We start from the raw sequence: 22,698 nt of genomic DNA on the forward strand, positions 1-22,698 counted from the left end.
GGGCGCTTCGGAGTGCAGGGATGGTTTCCCTGGTGCGTTTATGCAGCCTGTACCCGCACAACTTATAACGAATACAAGCAGAAAGATTCGGAGATAGCAGATCGTCATTGAGGCGGTTCCTCCTGTCCGGTTATCTCCGCAGACTCGTCTGATAAAGAGGGACGATTGGAATGAATTCCTGCGCGAACAGAAAGCGGCAGCGATCGAAATTGAGGCGTACGAATTTTTGCATGGAAGTTCACCACAAAGCCGCAGACCAGGCCAAATGTAAGCTGCGAGAGAACGAACCAGAACCAGTCGATCCGCTCATTCAAAATGGGACTGATGATGCCCAGCGCGGAGTACATGATTCCGGTAAACAACAAGGGCGTCATGAAGCCTGCGGTAAGGACTGGATAGCGCGGAAACATTGGTAACAGCGCACCGTAGAGCATTCCCACGCCAAGCGAAACCAGGCTGTGAATTGCAAGTGCAGCCAGCAACCCCTGCATATGAAACTGACTCAGGAATGCATCGCTTGCATTTGCCCAACTGACAAACCCGCCCGCAGCCAGCAGGTTAGCCGCATACCAGGCGCTGTGATATCGCAGAAGGCCGAACAGGGCGGCAGGTACGGTCATCCAAATGCCCCCGGCAATACCACCGCGTATACCCGTCGAGAAACGAAACGTTTCTACGGGCACTATCCTGCGGTGCATTCCGACTGCCGTTGGCCGGTCCATCACGGTGCGTGTACTCACAACTGGAATCTGGTCGTTGCTCACAGCGATGACTTCATGCGATTCATGTGGCAGCACCTGGAAAAACCATCCAACACTTGCCACCAGCATGAGAGCCAGACCCAACACTCCAAGGACAAGGTGAGTCACTAATCCAGTGAGAATCAATGACAGTCCAAGCGCCAGCACCATTGGCCACGGCGTGGGAGATGGAAGGAATACGGCTCTTGTTTGTGATTGCGGAAAGCGATTTTGCATAGATCTCCTTCATGTCTCAATCGATTACGAGCACAGACCGCCTAGCGGCCTAATACATAGACAACAAGGAATACAACCACCCAGACTGCGTCGACGAAATGCCAGTACAGAGCGAGCACTTCCATGCGATTGCTTTGCTCTGTGGTCAAATGCCCGCGCAAAGAAAAAAGAAATGCAAAGGACAGCATGAGAAGCCCAAAGATCACATGAGTCGCATGCAGTCCGACGAGCGAATAAAAAGTTGTGCCGAAGAGATTGGTCTGAATGGTAAGGCCATCACGATAGATGAGGTGATACCACTCCATCGCTGTGCCTGAGATGAAGATGGTCCCAAGCAACACCGTCGCTACCAGCCAGATCGACGCGAGCATGCTTCTTCCGTGATGTACCGCGGATACCGCTAGATGAACGGTGATACTGCTCGAGAGCAAACAAATCGTGGTGAAAATTGGAATGCTTAATACGTCATGCGGCGTCGAGCCGGCGAGGCTCTTGCCCAGGTAGTAGACATAAGCAACAACGAAGATCAGGAAAATTGTAGCTTCGGCTACGATGAGACAAAGCATCCCCACAATTCCGCGGGATGGCAATTCCCATGCTTCATTTGAATCGCCAGTGAACAAAGCTGCTTCATTCATGGAGTGTATGCGCCTTTCTATTCGTAGTAGCTGTCGGAATCTTCAGGATGTTTGAGATCCCACAACGGACGGCGGCTCTCGACGACTGGAGTTATGGCAAAGTTATATTCAGGCGGCGGCGAAGAGGTCGACCACTCAAGCGTCCAGGCATCCCATGGGTCGGGCCCAGCCAAAGGCCCTTTGAAATAAGACCAGATAAGATTCCATACAAAAATCAGTGTCGCGACAGCCTGGATCAGTGCACCGCTCGAAACGATCAGGTTCCAGACCATCCAGCCGCGTTCGGCTTCATAGGTATAAATACGGCGAGGCATGCCAAGTATGCCGGGAATGTGCATGAAGTCGAAGGTGACATGAAAGCCAATCAGAAACAGCCAGAAGTGCCACTTGCCAAGAGCCTCATTCGCCATGCGGCCGGTCATCTTTGGGTACCAGTAATAAAAGGCAGCGAAGAGCATGAAGAGAATGGCACCCACAAGAACATAGTGAAAATGAGCAACAACAAAATACGAGCCGCTTAGCTGCCAATCGAATGGAGCGGCACCCACCATAACTCCCGTCAAACCGGCAAGCAGGAATTGAAACAGAAATCCAATTGCGAACAGCATCGGCGTCGTGAAATGAATCTTGCCTCCCCACAGAGTCGCAAGCCAATTGAATATTTTGATCCCGGTGGGAATTGCTACGGTGAGGGTCGCAAGCACGAAGAAAGTGTTGGCGCCAGCGCTCATGCCAACAGTGAACATATGATGCGCCCACACACTCAGGCTGACGAAACCGATTCCGACAGAAGCCGCAACCATCGCGGGATAACCAAAAATAGCTTTACGCGAAAACACCGGGATAATCTCATTTGCAAATGCAAATGCCGGCATGATCAGGATGTACACTTCCGGATGGCCGAAGATCCAGAAGAAGTGCATCCACAACACCGCTGAGCCTCCTGCTTGAGTGTCGAAGAAGTGCGATCCCACGTAACGATCCAGCATGAGCATGATCTGCGCCGCTGTTAATGGACTGACAGTAACAAAGGCCATCATGGACATCACGGTGTACAGCCAGACAAGCAGCGGCATGCGCCCCAATGTCATTCCAGGGCAACGCATGGAGACAACCGTCGTCACGATATTGACTGCAGACCCGATGCTGCTGACGCCGCTCAGCAAGACGGCAAGCGTCCAATAATCGGTACTATGACCGGGCGAAAAAGGGCGAGCGGTTAGCGGAGCATAAGCCCACCAGCCAACATCGGGAGCACTACCTGCGCCCGACAATCCATTCCCACCGACATAACTAAAGTAAAGCAGAACTCCGCCAAAGAAAGTACACCAGAAGCTGAAGGCATTGAGCCTCGGAAAGGCCATATCGCGAGCGCCAATCATAAGCGGGATGAGATAGTTGCCGAATCCAAACAAGATCGACATACCGACGAAGAAGACCATCGTCGTGCCATGCATTGTAAAAAGGCGATTGAATGCTTGAGGCGAAACGAAGGTGTTGTTGGGAATCGCTAGCTGGATGCGCATCACAAGGGCTTCAATGCCAGCGATCACAAGAAATAGGAGCGAGCTGCCAATGTACATCAGACCGATTTTTTTGTGATCGACTGTGGTCACCCAATTGTGCAGCACCTGGAGCGCCGAATTGCGAAGCGCGATCTCTTCAGCCTCCACGAGCGTTCCATCCATCGAGGTATGTGTTGACATTGGATTCACTTCCTTTCGATTTATTACTTGAGCGTTAAGAGGTACGCAGTCACGGCATCAAGGTCGTGTTCGTTCAGGTGCATCGGAGGCATAAGTGCCCCCGGCTTGAAATGCGCGGGGTTATCGACGAACAGCCTCAGGTTGGCAGGTGTATTCAGAACCGCTCCCGAGCCGATTGTGTCGCGGCTTGCGACATGGGTGAGGTCGGGGCCAAACCTACCCGTCGCCACCGTGCCCGCTACTGTATGGCAACTTATGCATGCGTTGTGTTGAAACACGGCTTCGCCTTCGACTGTATTGGGATCTTCCTTAACGGGATCGCGCTGGCGTTTAACCCAGTTAGAAAATTCCTCGGGCGAATCTGCGTACACACGGAGAAGCATCTTCGCGTGTTGCGCACCACAGAACTGCGCACACTGCCCCAGGTACAAGCCTGCAGTAGGAGGATCAATCCACATAATGTTGACGCGGTTGGGAATGAGATCCGTCTTACCGGCCAGTCGTGGTATCCAGAAACTGTGATCTGTATCTGCCGATGATAAGGTCAGATAAGTGGGTGTAGGATGCCTGGGATCACTCACAGGAACATGTAACTCGTTGGCAGTCACAATGCCGAGTTTGGGATAGCGGTATTCCCACCAGAATTGATGTCCAATTACGATGACATCTAATGCGGCAGTGGGTTTCGCGGCTTGCTGCGTGGAATAAATTACCCTTGCACTCGATAAGACAAGCATCGCCACAATGAGGACCGGTATCACCGTCCACGAAAGCTCAATCTGGTTGCTGCCATAGATTTGAGCTGGCTCCTCTCCAGCTTTCACGTCATGCCGCCGGTGACGATAGCGGATGATCGCATAGGCAAGTAGACCTCCTACGATCACAAACACGCAGAGTGCAACACCAAGCACGAGCATTGATAGGCCGAAGATCGAGTGCGCTGGAGTTCCCGCTGGAGAGAATATGCTCGTCGGTCCATGAACAACATCCGGTGCGAACAAGACCGCGATGGAATGCTGCGTGTTAGCCATACGCTGGAATCCTCCAAATCAAGCACGATTCCAGCCGTGACCTTCGTCGACTTGAATCTAGCCTCATTGTGGAGGGGAGAACCATGAAGAAGAAGCGCCGAACGATCTGATTATCCGTAGTCCATTCGAGCGGTCACGCAGGTTGATTATGGGCAGGCACATAATCGCGACCATGCGTAAAGAGCTATCAGTCTTCCAGCTCCAAAACGCCCCTCTTAGCGAAATCTTGTTGTCCTGACCATCGAAAGGGCATGTCATGGATTTAAGCGAAACGAAATCTTCAACGTTGACATCCATTCACCAGCAATACTCAAAAGGACACCGTGAAAATTTTGTTTTTTGTCTATGCTTGAGCGCAACATCGTTAGCGGCTCAGGACGTCAGAGTGGCGCCCTTACTCTCGTATTTTGCGTGAAGGACAAGGGCACACCGATTGTCATCCCAGGGCAGTAAACCTTTTAGCAATCGGCCCGCACTGCACAGCTCGATTGCTACGAGCAAAATACCCTTCGCCTGCAACAACATTGAATGTTCGATATGGCGTATCGATGCAGCCTTAATCTTCTTCGCAATGCTATAGGACGATGGCGCACTAAGCAGATAGAGGGAGCTGAATACCACTCGAATAGGGCTATTCCTGGAAACCCTTCGATGCGACACTCACGGAGAGGATAACCATGACTCATACCGCCTTCGCATGTGAGGAATCGCATTCCAACCAGGTGCAACTAAGCTCAAGTTTGGTATGTGCAGCTCAATCTGGATCGGCCGTTGCTTTTTCAGAACTCCACAGTCTGTACGAACGGCGAATCTACAGGACAATTCTCTCCATCACTCAGAATAAAGAAGACGCGGAAGATGCGATGCAAGATGCATTCTTGAGAGCGTATCTGGCAATAAAGGGATTTGAAGGTAGAGCCAATTTTTACTCGTGGCTGACCAGAATCGCCATCAACTCCGCTCTTATGGTCTTACGCAAGCGCCGCGTCCGTGCTGCCTTTATCCTCGACCTTCCGTATGACTCTCAGGAAGAAGAGATTCCCTTCGACTTCAAAGATACCTCGCCTACTCCAGAACAGAGTTATCGCAATAAACAGGAACATCTCAGGCTTACGAAGGCGATTGAAAGGCTTGGCCCTCGACTACGCGTGGTCGTCGAGGAGCACTTGAGGCAGGATGGATCGTTGAGAGAGGTTGCACGCACGCTTGATCTCTCCGAAGCTGCTGTGAAATCCAGGCTATATCGTGCGCGCAGACGACTTGCCTTGACCAGCACACGTATGCCGCGCTTCGTGTAGTGCGTCTTGAACTTGCTCTGGAACCATGTATATCATCGCTCTGTCTGCCACAGAGCAGCAGCGTTGGCGCTCGACATCTTCAAAAGCATTTAAGGCCGACGAGCTGCACAGCCCTCATCACAAAGCGTCTGCCTGTCTCACCATGCACAGATCGCTCTATTACCCGTCGAAAGTATCGTCGATAATGAATCCTTCGAGGCTTGTAACTGTTGCTGAAACGGCATACCTTACGTTAGAAATGAGCGTGGATGCATGACCATTCAGAAGATTACCGATTGGGCTCAGACTGACAAGCTCACGATACTGGCAGTACGCCTGGCTTTGGGAACAGGATTTCTCTCGGCTGTAGTCGATCGCTTTGGAGGTTGGGGTTCATACGGGGCGAGGCAGGTATCCTGGGGAGACTTTGCGCACTTTGTAGTCTACTGTGGATCGGTGAACGGTTTCCTTCCGAAGCTGCTCATAGCTCCAACGGCGTGGATTGCGACTATCGCCGAAATCCTTCTCGGTATCGCTCTTGTTCTTGGGTTTTATACCCGATGGGCGGCGATACTTAGCGGGCTTCTTCTGGGTGCTTTCGCACTGGCGATGTCATTCTCTTTGGGAATCAAGGCGCCTCTCAACTACTCAGTATTTACAGCCTCAGCGGCAGCCTTTCTTCTTGCAAATGTCTGCAGAACGCGCGAGTCATCGGATCGAAAAAGTTTAGCGCGAACCCATCTCGACTGAAGGTGGAATGCAACCGAAACGGACCGGGGAGCAGACGAGATGCCCGTGAAGCAACCAACTCATGCCAGAGCACCATGAAGCTCAATAATACGCATCCTCTTATCGCCAATCGAACCATCTATCGAACGCCGTATCAACCCTGAAACAGGAGGTCATCATGAAGGTTTTTGTAGCGGGCGCGAGTGGCGCAATCGGAGTTCCACTCATTACAGAGTTGATAGGAAGTGGTCATGAAGTAACAGGAATGACCCGATCGCAAGATCAGGCAATCAAACTATCCAAACTTGGCGCCAAGGTCGCCATCGTCGATGCATTCGATGCAAAGGCTGTTGCAGATGCGATAAAAATCGCGCAGCCTGAAGTCGTCATCGACGAGTTAACTTCCCTGCCAAAGGATCCGGCAGACTACGGGAGCGCATTCGAAGGCGATCGTAAACTTCGACTGGAAGGTGGAACTATTCTTCACCAGGCAGCTATGACCGCTGGCGTTCGGCGATACATTCAACAATCCAGTGGCTACTTTCTCCAGACGTCCGGTGGCTTGGCGGATGAGGCTGCTGATCTGACGTTGGACGCAAGCCCCGGGATCGCAGGGGCAGCCAGAGTGTACTTTGAAGTAGAAGAACGACTCGCGCGATCGGGGAACATAGAAGGGGTTGCGCTTCGTTATGGCATTTTTTATGGCCCGAACACCTGGTACTCACCCGACGGTGCGGCGGCCGATCACGCCAGGCGCCAGGAACTACCTATAATCGGCGAGGGCGACGGAGTCTGGTCATTTATACATATTCACGATGCGGCAACCGCCACCGTCGCCGCCATGACGAGTCCGGCCGGAGTCTATAACATCGTTGACGACGATCCCTCCAGCGTGCGCGATTGGCTGCCTGCATTCGCACGAAGCGTAGGAGCTCCACCGCCTCCTCAGTTCAGTGTGGAAGAAGCAACTAAGGTGGCCGGAGAGGATGCGGTCTACTACGGTACGAAGTTGCGAGGCGCTTCCAATGCTAAAGCTCGGAAGATCTTGAACTTCATACCGCGACGTCTGGAATGGTTTTCTGAAATTTCACCGCAATCGCAAGAGCAGGCTTCTTCACTACGCTGATTTAACCTCGCCATTGGATGCGGCTCCTTCTCTTGCTAAAGCCGCATCCATACATGAAGAAATCATCGACTATTTAATCGAGAAGCAATATCAATCCGGCAACACAGATACAACAACCTTCCCAATCCCACGCTTCTCCGTAATTTGTCCGTCGAAGGCAGCCGGTCCCTCTTCGAACGGTACTACAGCATTGACCATGGCCATGAGGCTACCCGAGTCCAGTAGTCGCGCAATTTCCACGAGTTGATCGCTTTTTGTTTCGACGATGAAGAACGCGTTCTTAGTCCGCAGATCTCCCGTTCCTTCGCTCTCCGTTGCAATCGTGACCATACGTCCGGAGTCCTTAAGCAATGACCATGATTTCGCCAGTGTCTCTCCGCCCACCGTGTCGAAGATGACGTCGAATTCCTGAGACCTTCCTTCAAACGGAGACGCACTGTAGTCAAGCGCCTCATCGGCACCGAGTTGACGTACAAATTGAAGGTTGAGAGATGAGACTGTTGAGGAAACAACAGCTCCGCGAGCATGGGCCAGTTGGACACCGAAAAGCCCTACGCCTCCAGTTCCGCCAAGCACCAGGATCTTCTCGCCGGACTTCAGCTTTGCATGATCGAAAAGCGCCTGCCATGCAGTAAGAGCACTTATCGGGACAGATGCTGCCATAGCGTGCGTGAGAGTTCGCGGCTTGGGCGCAATGTTTGCCGGTTCGGTGAGACAGTATTCCGCCGCGCCCCCATCCGCAAACCAATCATTCATCCCATAGATCTCGTCTCCTATTGAGATCCCCACTACGGCCGCGCCGACGTCGGTAATTACACCCGAAAACTCATGACCCGGAATAGCGTGTTCCCTTCTCGCACCGCTCTTCGTGTGGGATGTTGTATACCACTGCATCTCAGACGGCGTAACACCTACGCCATGTACGCGAACTAAAACCTCGTTATTTGCGGGGATAGGTCGAGGAACGTCCAATTCTATCAATGCGGATACGCCTTCAAATGTGTGAAGTTGAATAGCCTTCATGACAAAACCTCCGATGTTAAGATTTCCGCGGAGCAGCGCGCTCGAACTGTTGAATACACTCAACTAGCATAGTGGCCGTACAAGACTCGCCCATCTCAGTATTGAACATGACATCGTAGAGGTGGGGTTCCGGCCATTTCAATCCGAGATATTGACGGACGAATGCAGCTCGCGCCTTGTCCGTGGTGTCGATCTGTTCGATGGCCTTGTCCTGAGTTACGCCACGAGCGATCATCCTGCGAATCTTATAATCCCTCGATGCATAAAGAAACACATGAAATACATCCTTTCGATTGCGCAGAAAATATTGCGAACCTCTACCGACAATTACCGACGGACCGCTGGAATGGGCCGTGTTGACCGTTGTTTCTGATACAGCAGCGATGCGGCGCGCATCGAGCAGGTGCAATCGTTGAGTTGGCTGCAAGCCACCCTCAAACCCGCCTCGAAGAAAGTCCTGGAAAAGCCTGTATACGAGAGGATCCGTTCGCCACTCTCTCCGCTCGACGGCCTCCGGCGTACTTTCAGTCAGTCGCGCGATCTCCTGTGTCAACCGTTCGTCCCACAGACTCCATCCAAGGCGACTGGCGACCGAACTGGCAATCTCGGACGCTCCGCAGCCGAATTCGCGCTCAATTGTGATGGCATGAACCATTGTGTTTGTCCTCAGCCGACTGCTATATCTCCGCCTGCTCCTGGATCATTCTTCTTCAAGAAAAACGCAAGAATAAACATGATGGAGCAGAGCACACCCAACACCCAAAAGATGTCCATGTAGGACAGTGCGCCGCCCTGTCGATGCACCGATTCGTACAATCTGGCGATTGCCTGGTCGCGCGCATCCCCGGCACGAAGCCCGGAGTGCGCGATTTTTGAGCCCAGTGCATGGAGTGACGAACGATAAGCAGGGGAATCTGGAGTAATGTGTCCGACTAGGATTTGCTGGTGATATTGAGCCCGTCGCACGATCATCGTGGTCACAACGGAGGTCCCGATACTGCCCCCGATATTGCGCATGAAATTGATGATGCCCGAGACGCTATTACCCTTCTCAGGTGGAACTCCGATATAACCCGCTGCGGTGATAGGAACGAATAGGAACCCAATCCCTATAACTTGTGCAACGCGCAGCCACATCGCGAACTTGAAGCTGATGAACAAATCAATCTGGTTCGCGCAATAGAACAGTCCAATAGCAAGACACAGCCATCCCGTCGCGATCAACCATCTGGCTTGAATCTTGGATGTGAGCCGCCCGACAACGGGCATCATCACGAGCAGGATAACTCCACCGCCGGACAAGACGAGGCCCGCAAGTTCGGCTGTGTAACCCATGAGCGATTGCAGAAACTCTGGAATCAGGACCAGAGTGCTGAACAGCATGAAGCCCATCATGAACATCATTAAGTTAGCTGCCGCGAAGTTGAAGCTCTTGAACATGCGGACATCGATAATCGGCTCCTTGCGGAACCATTCCCAGATGACCAGGGAGATGAGGCAAACCGTCGCAGTTATCGCCAACGTCGTGATGAACGGCGAGCCGAACCAATCGTCTTCCTGACCTTTGTCCAGAACTATCTGCAGCGAACCCACACCAAGCGCCAGGAAAGATATTCCGATGTAGTCTACCCGGATGCCCCCACTCTTCAAGCGATGAAGAAATGGCGGATCTTCGACCAGTGTGTGAGTCAAATAGAGAGCGAGAAGGACCACCGGGAGGGTGATGAAAAATATCCAGCGCCAGGAATAGTTATCCGTAATCCAGCCTCCCAGCATCGGTCCGACTGTAGGAGCGAGAACCGCAGTAATGCCATAGACAGCAAATGCGGACCCGCGCTGCTCTGGAGGAAATGAATCATTGAGAATGGCTTGTGCCATGGGTTGCAGCCCACCGCCGCCGATGCCTTGCACAGCTCGAAACAGCAGCAATACCGGCAGGCTGGGCGCTAAGCCGCAAAGCAGTGAACTCACGGTGAAGATAGCCAGCGAAATCATGAAATAGCGTTTGCGGCCGATCATCTCCGCAAGCCAGCCGCTGATAGGCAGGATGATCGCGTTCGCAGCGAGATACGAGGTGAGCACCCAGGTGCTGTCATCGTAGCTGGCTCCCAGGTCTCCCGCGATGTAAGGCAACGCAACGTTGGCAACGCTTGTATCCAGCACCTCGATGAACGCCGCCATCGAAACAGTCGCGGCAATCGCCCAGGGATTGATCTTAGGCCGCCATATGGCCTGTCCTGACGGAAGAGCCAGCGATGTGGCACTCATCGCAAGTACACTTTCGCTTCGACATTCATACCCGGTCGAAGCTGGTGGTCGCGATTTTCGCCTGGATCGATAACAATCTTTACGGGAACGCGCTGAACGATCTTCACATAGTTTCCAGTTGCATTTTCTGGTGGCAGTAGACTGAAGGTTGGCCCCGTTGCTCCCTCGATGCTGTCCACATGGCCGTGGTATGTGCGGCCGTTCGAGTCAAGATCAAGCTCTGCCTTCTGGCCGACGCGTATGTGCTTGAGTTGGGTCTCTTTGAAATTCGCAGTGATCCACACCTGATCCAGCGGAACCACCGTGAGTAGCTGCTCACCGGGATCAACATTCAACCCAACGACCACCTTCTTCGTGACTTCTCCGGCGACAGGCGCAAATATCCTGGTGTATCCCAGGTTCAACTGCGCCTGTTCGACCGCAGCTCTTTTCTGGCCTACGTCCCCCACTGCCGAGAGCGCTTTATCGCGCGTTGAGGCAACGCGCTGAGGTCCAGCCTGGGCATCTTCGTAGTGTGCCTCAGCCTCAGTGAGACGGCTGTGCGCTTCGAGAACCGCTTGTTGAGCTGCGGCCTCGTCTGCCTCTGCCGCCGCTATGGCGGCCACATCTGTCGCTGCCGTCGCATAGGCATGATCGTAGATTTGCTTCGGCACTTCCTCTTTTGCCAGCAACAAGCGATAGCGTGTGACGTCATCCTGAGCCTTTACGTTTTCCGCCTGCGCTTCAAGAATGAGGGCATGCGCGGCGACGACTCGCTTCTCTGCTGCCTGGATAGACGCCTCTGCATTTTTGATATCCGAGGCCGTGGCTTTCAATTGGCTTGAAGTATCAGCCGATGATATGGGCACATCGATATTGGAGCTTTTCGCGGAAGCCTCTGAAGTGTCGAGCGTTGCCTGGGCTCTTGCCAATGCCACTTCATAATCTTTTGTGTCGATTTCGACGAGTGTAAAACCGGCATCGACCCATTGGTTATCCTCAACGTTGACCTTCTGGATATATCCGGAAATGCGAGCGCTGACAGGGTAAAGGTGGACGTCCACCTGCGCGTCGTCAGTAGATTCGAAACCTGAAAAATAGTGCCAGAGAAATACGCAAGCGACGGCCACAATAACGAACGTGGCAAGAAATATCCAACGCTTGTAGGACCGTTTCCTCGGAAAAGTTGAAGTGGATGAATCAGATGCGTCACTCGTATTCACTTGTGCGTTTGGCGGAATTGCCTGTGGTGGATCCGTTGCCGGATTTTGCTCAGCCATACTCATTTTCCCTCCACATATGCAGCAAAATGTGATTCCGCTACGCCTGTCGCTCTTGCCAGAGATATCTTGGCGAGGTTGTGGCTATACAGGCTGGCAATGTAGGCATCATTCGCAGTTGCCAGCGCATCCTGCGCCTGAACGATTTCAATGTTGTCCGTAACTCCCGAAAGGAATCGATCGCGAGATTGTTCAAGGTTTTGAGTGGCCAGCGTTACCGCGCTTTTCTCTACAGAAACTTCCTGTGCAGCCGCCTCCAGATCGAGATAAGCATCGCGAACCTCCTGATCAATCCTGGCTCGCAAATCTTCCAGCCGCTGCCTTTCCCCTGTTAGCGAGGCCTCGGCCCGGAGGACATCTCCGTGAACTCTCCCACCCTGAAAGATAGGAATGCGAAGCGTCGCGGCCGCATCCACAGTACCGTGCGAAGATCCCGGGTTGACTCCAGAGAGACCGTAGTCAGTCTCTGCTCCGATCGATGGATACCGCTCGGCAGAAGCGGCCTTTCTAGCAAGCTCAGCGGACCGGACCCGATTGGCCTGACTCTGAAAATCGGGACGAACCCTGTAGGCATTTTGAATCTCCTCATCGAGACCCGTGGGCGTCAATTCTTGATACGGAACGTGAGTGGTTATCTCGAACTGTTGCCCCAGAGGAAGCCCGATAGCTCTGGCCAACACCAGCTTTTCTTTTGCCAGATTATTTTTAGCGACAATCAGTTTCTGCTCGCGCGATTGCAGTTGAACGTGCGAGCGTAGAACGTCGACGGCCGCGGCAAGGCCCGCAGTCTTCTGGTCGGATGTCTGTTGGAAAAGAGCCTTGGCTGTATCTCGTTGCGATGTCACTGAATCAACCTCCGATTGGTCCGCTATGACCAATAAATAGTTGGAGACAATCACCAGCACCACAAGCTCGCGAGCATCTTTGGCACTGAACTCTGCCGACTTCAACTGTGCCTGTGAAGATCGCGCCCGCTCAATCGATGACCAATCAAAAACGGATTGCGTGAGATAAGCCCGCGCGTCGAAATAGCCAAATGGGCCAATGATCTGAGGCTGTCCAGGAATGGTCAGGCCAAAGGCTGCCTTCACATTTACCTGGTGCACTCCAAACCCCGTATCGGTAACTACATTGGGAAGCAACTCACTCAGAGCCTGCCATCGCTGTCCTCGTACGTCGCTGACAACATCGGTGGCCAGCACTCCTCCAAGATTTTGCTTAAGCCCAAGAGCAACGGCACCTTCCAGAGAAAGCGGCACTGGCGTTGTGCTGAGTTTTCCCGCAGCAACTCCTCCGAGATATGGATTCTGCGAAAGGCTTTGATAACTATTCTGCCCGGCTTGAACGGCTGAGCGCGGTGCCCCGGTTACTTCGGCCACAGCAATCGGATTGTATGGCGCCGGCGTGGCAGGCGCGTTGTACTGGGCAAGCGCCGCTGCTCCGCCGAGAAGAGCAGGGCTAAGCAGGATGAGCTTATTCCAGAGTCTGCGCCGCATGTCGTTTCCTTAGCCTCTGCAACGACAGTATGGGCAAACCGGCATCAGCAAAAGCGCTGATCGGATGGAACCATACCCACTCTTTCGAGCTGTACTGACCGTCAACTCTCGACCCTTCACCGAGCCCGCGCATCTCGCCTGCTATCACCAACAACACACACCAGGCGAAGGTACATCTGAGATCTGCTCAGAAAGACGAGAATGCTGCGGACTTACGACAATCCCACTACGCGAGCCGCGTAAGCCTGATGCAAATGAACAGCCGGGGCAATTCTTTCGGATGGAATAGCGAGAGCCTTTGATAGGATTCACTCATTTAGTTATTGTTCTCATTCAAGCAAGGCGAACGGAATGGCAAGTAAGGAGACATGCGTTATTAGCAGAATTCGAGCCTCGGCCCGCGTTATGCTCTTCTTCGCCCTCGGATGCAGCATGTGCTTTGGATCTCATGTAAGCGCCACTACTCCGCCTGCTCAGCCGACGCAAAGTGCGGATGAGGGTCTAAATCCGGATCAATTTTCTCATTCCTTTTGGGGCGCCGCTCAGGGTGCGCCCCAAAGCAACTCTGGTCTCGCCCAAACGAGCGATGGACTGCTGTGGCTCGCAACGGAGCAAGGCCTCTATAACTTTGATGGAATTCGCTTTCAGCGGTTCAAAACCGCTACTGGCCAGGAACTGCCATCTACCGGAATTCTAACGATTTTTGCTCCACGATCAGGGGGGCTCTGGATCTCGTACACGTTTGGCGGGTTAAGTTTTGTCCAGAACGGACAGATACAAAACTTCGTCAACGAGAGTGCCGTTCGCGTGGGAATGGTTATAGGGTTCGCCGAGAACCCGAAAGGCAATCTCTGGGCTGCTACCACGAGCGGTGTCGCGAGATTTGTGGATGGAGCGTGGCAACTGCTCGGATCTAAATGGGAGCCTCCACCAGGGACTGTGTCTTCTTTAGCCTTTGATAAAGAAGGAAGACTCTGGGCCTGTAGCCGTTTCAACCTTTTTTACCTTGAACCTGATTCAACTCGCTTCAAAATATTGCCGGGACCCAATGTGAATCCGAGCATAAAGCTTCCGCTAAGACCAGATGGGACAGTTTGGACTCATGCAGTTGCTCCGAACTCTCTTGTGCCCGATCAACCCAAAGCTTCCCCTTTATTCAACAGGGGATTGCAAGCGATGTCCACAGTGAGTTTCATCGACAAGACCGGAACCATGTGGGTCTTTAACATGAACAAAACTATGCGCCTCTCAATCGACGAGGGCAGTAATGCAGAGCCAGACGTAAGACAGTTCAGGCCTATCCAGACTTTCGGACGAGTCATGCCACGTTCCATATTGGTCGATCACGAAGGCCATATATGGATGGCGGATACAGACGGTTTACACCGATTTTCCTACACTCCCCTGAGGCAGCTTCGGCTGAAATCCCAGGCGATCTTTCCAGCCATTGCTCCTTCTGTTAAAGGGGCTATCTATGTTGCAGTATCCACACCGCAGGGCTTAGCGCCGATTTATCAAACCAAGAGAAGCGGCCTGGAACTGGTCCGAGGCTTCGGCGACGCAATTCAATGTATTTACAAAGCTCCTGACGGTAGCACCTGGTTTGGAAACTCCAGCCTTTGGCACTTGCGAGACGGAAAACTCGTTCAGACGTTTAGACCGTCAAGGCTGAGACCAATCAACACGTACGTTGAAGAGATGACGGCAGATCGTCAGGGAAATCTCTGGGTAACGTTTAACCAAGGCGGCCTGTATCGCCTATCCAACGACTCATGGACTCGAATCGACGAGAGTTCAGGACTTCCTTCGCGCGTTCCGGTCATTGAATACACAGACGACGACGGCTACATCTGGTTCGGGTTCACTAAAAGCAGGCTCGCCCGTTTCCGCGACGGCAAAACTGATAATTTCGGCCCCTCGGATGGACTCGATATTGGAATCATCACTGCTATCCAGGTGAGCAAGGGCGATGTCTGGGTTGGCGGTGAGTTAGGGCTTGTACATTTCGATCATGGCCGCTTCCACAGACTGAATGCGGTGAACCCCGAGAATTTACGCGGGATATCCGGAATCATCCGAATGCCGAATGGCGATCTGTGGTTGAATGGGCTCTCTGGAATCGTGCATATTCAGGCAAAGGAATTGCAGTTATCGATCGCGGATAATACGCACCGGCTTACGGGACAACGGTTCAGCCGGGAAGATGGGCTGTTCGGATATGCGCCCCAGATCGCGCCGTTGCCTTCAGCTATCCAAAGCAGCGACGGGCGCCTCTGGTTCTCGACCACGAAAGGTGTCTTCTGGTTGGATCCATCCCATGCCGTCAAGCCGACATTCAAACCGCTGGTCAACATACGATCCATCACGGCAGACGGCAAACGACAAACGGTTGGCAGCCCATTGCTTTTAGCGGCAGGGACATCCAATGTGAGGATCGAATACGATGCCGTGAATCTCTCTGAACCCGAGTCAGTTCATTATCGGTACAAACTACAGGGAAATGGAGCTGACTGGCAGAACGCCGATGAGTTGACGTTTGTTTCGTATCTCAATCTCCATCCGGGAGCCTATACGTTCCAGGTGGAAGCCACGGACAATAATGGCATTTGGTCAGAAAGCCCAACCTCGCTGACGATGCGCATACTTCCAGCCTTTTATCAAACCTGGTGGTTCCTGCCGCTCGTCGCTCTTGTCGCACTCCTTTGCATCTACTCCGCTTTCCGCATTCGGATAGAGCAAAACGCAAAACAAGTGCGTGTCCAGTACGCGACCCAGCTTATGGAACGTACCCGCGTAGCGCGCGAGCTTCATGACACTTTCATGCAGACAGTCCAGGCCAGCAAGTTGGCTGTTGATGAAGCACGGAAGCCCTCTACCACCCTTGCCATGAACCGGGCTCTTGATCTGGAACAGTTATCAGGCTGGCTAGGGCAGGCAACAGAGGAAGGCCGCGCCGCACTCAATTCATTGCGCGCCGCATCCGCAGACGAATGTGATTTGCCGGAAGCTCTTCGCCGCGCTATAGAAGAATGCAAGATGCAAAGAATCACAAAGTCCACCTTCGCTGTAACTGGCGACATGCGAGAAACACATCCGGCCGTGCGCGACGAGATTTACCGCATCGCTTATGAGGCGATCAGCAATGCTTACGCACACTCAAAGGCAAGCCACCTGAGAGTGCGCCTCATGTACACGCATGATCTAACGATAAGCATCATCGATGATGGCATCGGCATTGATCCTATGGTCGCGGAGAAAGGAAAAGATGGACACTTTGGGTTGCAGGGAATGCGCGAACGAGTCGCACATATAAAAGGAAAACTCACGATTGCGAGCTCATCTCAAACCGGCACTGAAATTACCGTTTCTGTTCCAGGACGAATTGTCTTTCGCGAAGCGACACTGAACCAGTGGACAAAGCTACAGATCTTCTTGAAGAAGCTGCGCGAATCGTCACCACAGGATTGACGCGTCTACAGCAGACGAACAACACAATCAATAGCCTGATTTCATCACAATTCGAGAATGCCGCGTTTCAGTGCAATCATCACTGCACCCGTGCGGTCATTGGCTCCGAGCTTGGATAATATGTTCCTAACATGTCCCTTCACTGTGTGTTCTGACAGGAAAAGCTCGTCAGCCACAGTCTTGTTCGAATTGCCGGCAGCCACACTTCGCAGAACATCGACCTCACGTTCTGAAAGAGCATCGTCCGATGCATGAAGCGCCATCTCTGAAGCAATCTCAGGCGGAATTCGACGATGCCCTGCATGTACAAGCCGGATGGTATCGATCAGCTCCGTCCCCAACATACTCTTCAGTAGATAGCCTTGGGCGCCAGCCTTCATAGCACGCAACGCCTGCACATCTCCCGCATAAGTCGTGAGGATAATAATACGAGCGTTTGAACACTCACTTCGAATCGCCGAAATCGCATCAATTCCATTCGTCTTTGGCAGCCGGAGATCCATCAGCGTGATGTCGGGTCGATGCTTTCGATGCATGACGATAGCCTGCTCTCCATCGGCAGCCTCTGCAACAACGCTCATTCCATATTGAGCGTTGACGGCATTCGTTATTCCACCTCTTAGCAAAGGATGGTCGTCGACCGTAAGTACCCGAATCACATTTGAAGAGTTCATTGCATCGCTCCTTCCGCCAGGCGAATCGCGTTGAGTCTACGCATTTCGCCCCAGATTAATCAACCTCATAAGCCAATGCGGATGGAAGCCTGATTTCTATTTCAGCACCCGCATTCCGCCCGCTTCGAATTTCTAGCGCGGCTCCGGATCTCCTTGCCTTTCGCCGCATTTCCAGGATTCCTCTATGCCGCTGGCAGTTCGGACCCCATAGCGCAGTTGAGGAAATCCCACAGCCATCGTCGCGAACATAGACCCGCATCTCATTGCGCTCATAGAAGAATTCAGCTTCAATCTCATTTGCTCCTGCGTGGCGAAAGGCATTACTAAGCGCCTCCCGAGCTATTCCGTAAACGTCATCCCGAACCATCGGCCGCAAGTGGCGCATGTCTCCGTGGACGATCACACTATATTTCGATTTCCCACCATCTTTCAACGTCCTTCCTGCTACTGCAACCGCGCCGGGAAGATTGTCATCAAGCCCAGGGAGGCCGAGAGCAATCATATTCCGTTGAGCTTCTTCGATGAGAGCATCAGACTGCTTCAACGAGTCAGCAAGAATCTCTCGCATCGGTTCGATTCCTTCGACACGTGAGGTCGCACTCTCAATTGACCAGGCAATAGCCTGAAGTCCCTGCACAAGCATGTCACTCGTTTCGAAAGCTCTTTCTTCCCTCGCCCCGCTCGCCTTAAGTAATCGACGCCGTATCCTCGCTTGATCCAGGCGAATTGCGGCAAAGACAAGGTAAAATATTGCCAACAGCCCCAGGATAAAAAAGAACACTCCAAACCAGTAGCTCCTCCAATAATCTTGAGGAAAAGCTGGATCGACCAACTTATTGACTCGTTGATTCGAGAGTAAAGTTGCCAGTGTGGCCGACTCGCTCATGATAAGTCCAAACTGCATTTGCAACATTGTCCGATAGGGCGTCAATCGGTCTACTTAGAAGACAAAAGGCACGGAACTCGCTAAGACTCCTACCATGCCTCATTTCCCTGCACGACTTCATTCTGCTGCTCTTAGGCTTGCAATACATCCCTCGAAAGTATTGAATGATAGCCGCTATTTGGACGTTTGTTGCTTTCCCGAAAATCGACTAACTTCTTTCCTATGTTTAGAGCGTTTTCAATGTTCCCGACCGGGTCTGTTGGCTTTTCTCTGGCGGTTCTTCGGATCGGCGTGGGCGCATTGTTCCTGGTGGATGTTCTGCCGCTCGAACGCTTGTTGGCTTCTGCATGGGGCACTTTAGCCTTGAGCTTTCTCGCCCTCCTCATACTGTGCGGAGCCCTCACTCCATATCTGTATGCTGCCTGCTGCATTGTCGAAGTAACTGGCCTCGTCAATCTCACTGGTATGGCGGCTGTACGCCTGGGCGCCTTAATCCTGGTCACTGCATCCCTGGCGATAATTGGCCCAGGAGCATATTCGCTCGATGCGATTCTGTTCGGTCATCGCCGGGTTATCTTGCCTGGAAACGACGAGGAATAGTACACAGCAGAGACTCGATGAGCAGCCGCTAAAGAGGTCACGGGTATAACAGCAGCCCACCTCATCGAAAATGTTCTCTATAGCAAAAGCCCGCACCAGCCATTAAGTCGCTCCGGCCGTGGGATATCTTACTGGTTATTCCTGATCAAAGACTCCTTAGCACGACTCCCGCGGCCATCAAACACCAGTCTGCCAGGAATGAGTAGCTCTATCTCCAACCCGCTGCCCACATCGTTATGAAAAGTAAGCCGCGCACCAATTCGCTTGGCACGTTCGCGCATCCCCAAGATCCCCCAGTGGCCTTCACGACCAGATTGAAGATACTGAGGATCTATGCCTCCACCGTTGTCGCGCATGCGCACACAAAGCTCGTGCGGTGAATATACGATTGCGACTTCGATAAGAGAGGCTTCCGTATGGCGGAATGAATTAGCTATGGCTTCCCGCGCGATCAAGTAGATTTCGTCGCGCATAGCAGGACTAAGTCGTCGCGGTATTCCATCTACCGTAACTCGAAAGTCGGCGACATGCTGTAGGCACAATTCCTGCGGAACGCGTAAGAGTGCCCGGTCGAGATCAATCGCAGGCTCAGAGGATATTCGAAGGCCCTGGACTGCGTTTCGAGCTTCCGTAATTGCGTCATGGGCATCCCCGAGCGCAGACTTGAGTGTATCTTCAGCTTCAGCCGGACGGTCAGGTAAAAGATAACCTACGGTATGAAAGTTGAGCAGGACAGCTTGAAAGTTTTGCAGCAGAGTATCATGAAGATCCCCTGCGATACGAGTACGCTCCGCTAACCGCTCATCGAAGCGAGCAGAGATAGCGTGTGCAATCTGCCGTAACCGTAGCCAATAGATCGCCCAGAGTATCCCAATCCCGATAAGACCTTCGAGTACGTAGAACCAGAGCGTTTGATACCAGGCTGGCAGCAGGATGAAATCGAGCGTGTCTCCTTGTTCGTTCCATAAGCCGTCGTTATTGCAGGCGATCACTTGAAAATGGTAGTGACCTGGCGATAAGTGATCATAATAGGCCTCGCGCCTTGTGCCCGGCTCCTGCCAATCCTTGTCTACTTTATTCAACTTATATTTGAAACGTACGCGCTCCGGCACAGCGAGACTCAAGCCCGTGTAGCTGATCTGAATCGTCGCTGTCTGTGCGGGCAGACGCAGGTTGTTCAGATTTGCTAGTGATGAACTATCCGCCAAGACCTTAGTGATCGAGACAGGCGGCTGAATAAGATTCTTCGGAATCTTCGCAGGGTCCACCCATGCAACGCCTTGCCTGGCAACAAACCAGAGTCGTCCATCGGTCCCTCGGATTGCGGTAGGAAAGGGTGCCTGATCCGGGCTCTTTCCCGGAAGGCCATCGGAGGAGTCGAACGTGTCGTAATGCACCCGATACGAGGAATCCTGTACAACGTTGCGGACCTCGCCCGCGGGAATACGTATGACCCCATGAATATCGTTGAGCCAAAGACCGTCGCCCCCTGCATCCACAACTCCAGTGACGCCCGAAAACGCCTCCTCGTCCCAGGGCCGGATGGTCCGAAACCGACCGCCATCAAAGAGAGCGATTCCGCCTTTAGTACCCCCGACCCATATTTGGGATCCATGTCTGGAGAAGGAAGTTATAACTCTAAGACCAGTTTCCTTGGCAGGATATGCCGTAAGTTTTCCATTCTCCAGCGTTGCGATTGTGCCATCCTCGTATCCGACCCAAATAAGGCCCATGGGATCGGTATACGCGGTGCTTGGCATCAGCTTGGCTATCTCTGGTGGTGTCTTCAAACTCTTCCATTTGTCACCATCAAGTGAAAAAAAACCTAAATCCCCAACAATTGCCCATAGTGTGCCGGAGTCGTCACCGGCAATTTGTACCTTGCGACCTGCAGTCAAATCTGCTGAAGATGCCGGAAACTTAATCACCTTCTCAAACTTTCCATCCTGTAAGCGCTTCAAAAAAGTGTTACCGCGAAACCAAACTCTGTTCAATGAATCCCGATAGGTTGCGGCCCCCGGCAGTCCCCAGCTCGGGACTTTCATCGAGTCGCCGTAGATTTCTGCCGCCTGGTCAAAGTTGCTAGTGGCCCAGACATAGCCGTCTTTACCGGGAGCGATGGAGATCGCCGCGGCTTTTGTCGGAAAAACCACTGGCACGAGTGTGGTACTGCTGAATTCGTCTAATCCATCTCGAGTTCCCACCCAGATATTCCCTTCCCTATCTTCGAAAATTGAGGAAGTGTAATCTGCACTTAGACCCTCCTTCGATGTGAATTGCTCCAACTCGTCGCCGAACTCCGCAATCGGTTTGCTATGCAGGCTCAGAGGAGATCGGGAGCGGCGTAGTCCGTCTCCAAGAGTCGGAATCCAAAGAGATCCATTTCGGTCAAATAAAATTGCCACAGAACCAACCTGAATCTCCAGTTGGTTGGCGCTGTTGCAGTAAGGACCCTGAACACGTACGCCCCTGGCAGCGGCTTCCGCTGCACACCGTGCGGTCGCTAGTCTTGGGCTTCCTGGCATCCCAACGGGACGGACAGCCATTTGCGTGTCCGCCATCCAAATCCCTCCGTCCGGCGCCTCGGCAATCGATAGCGCTTCAAGGGCAAATTCACCTGTATCCTCGAATCGGTGCGCCCCTTGCCTGAGATACAGGATCGAATTGCCGATAGCGACCCAAAGGGTTCCGCGGCTGTCAACTAAGGCTGCTCTTGCCTTACCCGGCGGGCAATTCCATGACTTTCCCATCACCGCCCATCGGTGCCCGTCGAAGCGGAGCAACCCGGCGTTCGTGGTTATCCAAATTGTCCCATCGCGGTCCCTGACAATCTTTCGTTTCGATCCTCCCGGCAGGCCTTCGGCTTCGCCGTAGGTCGTGATCCGACCATTCCGCAAAATACTTGCGCCCGTCGGGTAGCCAATCCACAACCCGCCGTCAGGGAGCGCGAGCAAGCTGGTTACAAGGCCGTGGGGAAGTTTGCGACCTGCCGGGGGCTCATAATGTTCGAAGTGAATGCCATCGAATCGGTAGAGACCAGCATCGGTTGCCAACCATAGAAACCCGTCGCGTGTTTGCGCAAATGCATAAGTGAGTCCGTGATATCCATCCTTTTCTCCCCAGAACCGGTGTGCATACTGCGTAATTGCTTGGCCAGGATCGAGAGCTGACAAAGGAGAAGCGCACCCAAGGCTCACAAGTATCCATAGGCACGGCAAACCCACTGCCAGAGCTCTCTGGCCAATTGCTTCGAAGATGCTGGATAAGCAGAATCTCAAACTTACGGCTCCCGCCATGTGAGTGCCCGAGCCCGACCCCCGAGACCACCTACATCATCTTGAAACTATCGGAACTATTAGCCTGGGAACTATTGGCCTGGATTAATAAAACACCATGATTCTTCCCGTGGCACAATTATCTTCAAGTTTCGTGGACTCGACAGGCGTCGACTACCCCACACACCCAGATTTACGGGTTGTACCGGCTTGGAAAGCCGGATCAATAATGAAGAAAGGCAGGCTTCCCAGGCGTTATTGGGCC

The 22,698-nt window shown here is 52.8% G+C and carries 17 protein-coding genes; 5 read left to right on the forward strand and 12 right to left on the reverse strand.

Annotated elements, in window-relative coordinates:
* Positions 1-104: 104 nt before the first annotated feature.
* The 4 genes from OHL19_RS11740 to coxB are packed head-to-tail and all read right to left on the reverse strand — an operon-like array spanning position 105 to position 4,352.
* Positions 105-977 carry a hypothetical protein gene (locus OHL19_RS11740; protein WP_263357885.1) on the reverse strand — a complete coding sequence of 291 codons (873 nt, stop codon included), beginning with the start codon at positions 975-977 and terminating at the stop codon, positions 105-107.
* 41 nt (positions 978-1,018) lie between these two features.
* Positions 1,019-1,615: a cytochrome c oxidase subunit 3 gene (locus tag OHL19_RS11745; RefSeq protein WP_263357886.1), complete on the reverse strand. Its 597-nt coding sequence runs from the start codon at positions 1,613-1,615 to the stop codon at positions 1,019-1,021.
* 17 nt (positions 1,616-1,632) lie between these two features.
* Complete coding sequence (gene ctaD, locus OHL19_RS11750; RefSeq protein WP_396126766.1) at positions 1,633-3,303, reverse strand: cytochrome c oxidase subunit I; 1,671 nt, start codon at positions 3,301-3,303, stop codon at positions 1,633-1,635.
* 41 nt (positions 3,304-3,344) lie between these two features.
* Complete coding sequence (gene coxB / locus OHL19_RS11755; RefSeq protein WP_263357888.1) at positions 3,345-4,352, reverse strand: cytochrome c oxidase subunit II; 1,008 nt, start codon at positions 4,350-4,352, stop codon at positions 3,345-3,347.
* Positions 4,353-5,029: 677 nt separating this feature from the next.
* Here coxB and OHL19_RS11760 point away from each other — a divergent pair.
* The 3 genes from OHL19_RS11760 to OHL19_RS11770 all read left to right on the forward strand — a co-directional run bounded on the left by OHL19_RS11760 (position 5,030) and on the right by OHL19_RS11770 (position 7,484).
* Positions 5,030-5,650, forward strand: coding sequence for an RNA polymerase sigma factor (locus OHL19_RS11760; protein WP_263357889.1), 621 nt, complete (start codon positions 5,030-5,032; stop codon positions 5,648-5,650).
* 252 nt (positions 5,651-5,902) lie between these two features.
* Positions 5,903-6,379 carry a DoxX family protein gene (locus tag OHL19_RS11765; RefSeq protein ID WP_263357890.1) on the forward strand — a complete coding sequence of 159 codons (477 nt, stop codon included), beginning with the start codon at positions 5,903-5,905 and terminating at the stop codon, positions 6,377-6,379.
* A gap of 157 nt (positions 6,380-6,536) precedes the next feature.
* On the forward strand, positions 6,537-7,484 hold the full coding sequence (locus OHL19_RS11770) for an NAD-dependent epimerase/dehydratase family protein (RefSeq protein ID WP_263357891.1): 948 nt from the start codon (positions 6,537-6,539) through the stop codon (positions 7,482-7,484).
* Positions 7,485-7,574: 90 nt separating this feature from the next.
* Here the strand turns inward: OHL19_RS11770 and OHL19_RS11775 are convergent, their stop codons facing one another.
* From OHL19_RS11775 to OHL19_RS11795, 5 genes are read right to left on the reverse strand one after another with little or no spacing between them, the layout of a single operon-like run.
* Positions 7,575-8,507, reverse strand: a complete 933-nt coding sequence (locus OHL19_RS11775) for an NADP-dependent oxidoreductase (protein ID WP_263357892.1) — start codon at positions 8,505-8,507, stop codon at positions 7,575-7,577.
* Between the two features lie 16 nt (positions 8,508-8,523).
* Positions 8,524-9,162, reverse strand: a complete 639-nt coding sequence (locus OHL19_RS11780) for a cytidylate kinase-like family protein (RefSeq protein WP_263357893.1) — start codon at positions 9,160-9,162, stop codon at positions 8,524-8,526.
* An 11-nt stretch (positions 9,163-9,173) separates the two neighbouring features.
* The gene (locus OHL19_RS11785) at positions 9,174-10,775 is read right to left on the reverse strand and encodes a DHA2 family efflux MFS transporter permease subunit (protein ID WP_263357894.1); all 1,602 of its coding nucleotides are present in this window, start codon (positions 10,773-10,775) and stop codon (positions 9,174-9,176) included.
* Positions 10,772-12,034, reverse strand: a complete 1,263-nt coding sequence (locus OHL19_RS11790; protein WP_263357895.1) for an HlyD family secretion protein — start codon at positions 12,032-12,034, stop codon at positions 10,772-10,774. The genes OHL19_RS11785 and OHL19_RS11790 overlap by 4 nt, the downstream gene beginning before the upstream one ends.
* A 2-nt stretch (positions 12,035-12,036) precedes the next feature.
* Positions 12,037-13,530, reverse strand: coding sequence for a TolC family protein (locus OHL19_RS11795; RefSeq protein WP_263357896.1), 1,494 nt, complete (start codon positions 13,528-13,530; stop codon positions 12,037-12,039).
* A 1,176-nt stretch (positions 13,531-14,706) separates the two neighbouring features.
* Here OHL19_RS11795 and OHL19_RS11800 point away from each other — a divergent pair.
* Positions 14,707-16,998 carry a sensor histidine kinase gene (locus OHL19_RS11800; protein WP_263357897.1) on the forward strand — a complete coding sequence of 764 codons (2,292 nt, stop codon included), beginning with the start codon at positions 14,707-14,709 and terminating at the stop codon, positions 16,996-16,998.
* Positions 16,999-17,042: 44 nt separating this feature from the next.
* Here the strand turns inward: OHL19_RS11800 and OHL19_RS11805 are convergent, their stop codons facing one another.
* Both OHL19_RS11805 and OHL19_RS11810 read right to left on the reverse strand, forming a co-directional pair.
* Positions 17,043-17,672 (reverse strand): response regulator, encoded by a 630-nt coding sequence (locus OHL19_RS11805; RefSeq protein ID WP_263357898.1) that lies wholly within the window; start codon positions 17,670-17,672, stop codon positions 17,043-17,045.
* Positions 17,673-17,727: 55 nt separating this feature from the next.
* Positions 17,728-18,240 carry a sensor histidine kinase gene (locus OHL19_RS11810; RefSeq protein WP_263357899.1) on the reverse strand — a complete coding sequence of 171 codons (513 nt, stop codon included), beginning with the start codon at positions 18,238-18,240 and terminating at the stop codon, positions 17,728-17,730.
* 558 nt (positions 18,241-18,798) lie between these two features.
* Here OHL19_RS11810 and OHL19_RS11815 point away from each other — a divergent pair.
* Complete coding sequence (locus OHL19_RS11815) at positions 18,799-19,158, forward strand: hypothetical protein (RefSeq protein WP_263357900.1); 360 nt, start codon at positions 18,799-18,801, stop codon at positions 19,156-19,158.
* Between the two features lie 128 nt (positions 19,159-19,286).
* On the opposite strand, the gene OHL19_RS11820 is transcribed toward OHL19_RS11815, so the two are convergent.
* Positions 19,287-22,355: a sensor histidine kinase gene (locus tag OHL19_RS11820; protein WP_263357901.1), complete on the reverse strand. Its 3,069-nt coding sequence runs from the start codon at positions 22,353-22,355 to the stop codon at positions 19,287-19,289.
* Positions 22,356-22,698: the final 343 nt, after the last annotated feature.

It is taken from the genome of Acidicapsa ligni, from assembly GCF_025685655.1.
Taxonomy (GTDB): Bacteria; Acidobacteriota; Terriglobia; order Terriglobales; family Acidobacteriaceae; genus Acidicapsa; species Acidicapsa ligni.

Excerpts from the sequence above, each read along its gene's own strand:
- OHL19_RS11740 (WP_263357885.1), bottom strand. The coding sequence starts at position 977 with ATGCAAAATCGCTTTCCGCAATCACAAACAAGAGCCGTATTCCTTCCA.
- OHL19_RS11745 (WP_263357886.1), bottom strand. The coding sequence starts at position 1,615 with ATGAATGAAGCAGCTTTGTTCACTGGCGATTCAAATGAAGCATGGGAA.
- ctaD (WP_396126766.1), bottom strand. The coding sequence starts at position 3,303 with ATGGATGGAACGCTCGTGGAGGCTGAAGAGATCGCGCTTCGCAATTCG.
- coxB (WP_263357888.1), bottom strand. The coding sequence starts at position 4,352 with ATGGCTAACACGCAGCATTCCATCGCGGTCTTGTTCGCACCGGATGTT.
- OHL19_RS11760 (WP_263357889.1), top strand. The coding sequence starts at position 5,030 with ATGACTCATACCGCCTTCGCATGTGAGGAATCGCATTCCAACCAGGTG.
- OHL19_RS11765 (WP_263357890.1), top strand. The coding sequence starts at position 5,903 with ATGACCATTCAGAAGATTACCGATTGGGCTCAGACTGACAAGCTCACG.
- OHL19_RS11770 (WP_263357891.1), top strand. The coding sequence starts at position 6,537 with ATGAAGGTTTTTGTAGCGGGCGCGAGTGGCGCAATCGGAGTTCCACTC.
- OHL19_RS11775 (WP_263357892.1), bottom strand. The coding sequence starts at position 8,507 with ATGAAGGCTATTCAACTTCACACATTTGAAGGCGTATCCGCATTGATA.
- OHL19_RS11780 (WP_263357893.1), bottom strand. The coding sequence starts at position 9,162 with ATGGTTCATGCCATCACAATTGAGCGCGAATTCGGCTGCGGAGCGTCC.
- OHL19_RS11785 (WP_263357894.1), bottom strand. The coding sequence starts at position 10,775 with ATGAGTGCCACATCGCTGGCTCTTCCGTCAGGACAGGCCATATGGCGG.
- OHL19_RS11790 (WP_263357895.1), bottom strand. The coding sequence starts at position 12,034 with ATGGCTGAGCAAAATCCGGCAACGGATCCACCACAGGCAATTCCGCCA.
- OHL19_RS11795 (WP_263357896.1), bottom strand. The coding sequence starts at position 13,530 with ATGCGGCGCAGACTCTGGAATAAGCTCATCCTGCTTAGCCCTGCTCTT.
- OHL19_RS11800 (WP_263357897.1), top strand. The coding sequence starts at position 14,707 with ATGTCCACAGTGAGTTTCATCGACAAGACCGGAACCATGTGGGTCTTT.
- OHL19_RS11805 (WP_263357898.1), bottom strand. The coding sequence starts at position 17,672 with ATGAACTCTTCAAATGTGATTCGGGTACTTACGGTCGACGACCATCCT.
- OHL19_RS11810 (WP_263357899.1), bottom strand. The coding sequence starts at position 18,240 with ATGCGAGAGATTCTTGCTGACTCGTTGAAGCAGTCTGATGCTCTCATC.
- OHL19_RS11815 (WP_263357900.1), top strand. The coding sequence starts at position 18,799 with ATGTTCCCGACCGGGTCTGTTGGCTTTTCTCTGGCGGTTCTTCGGATC.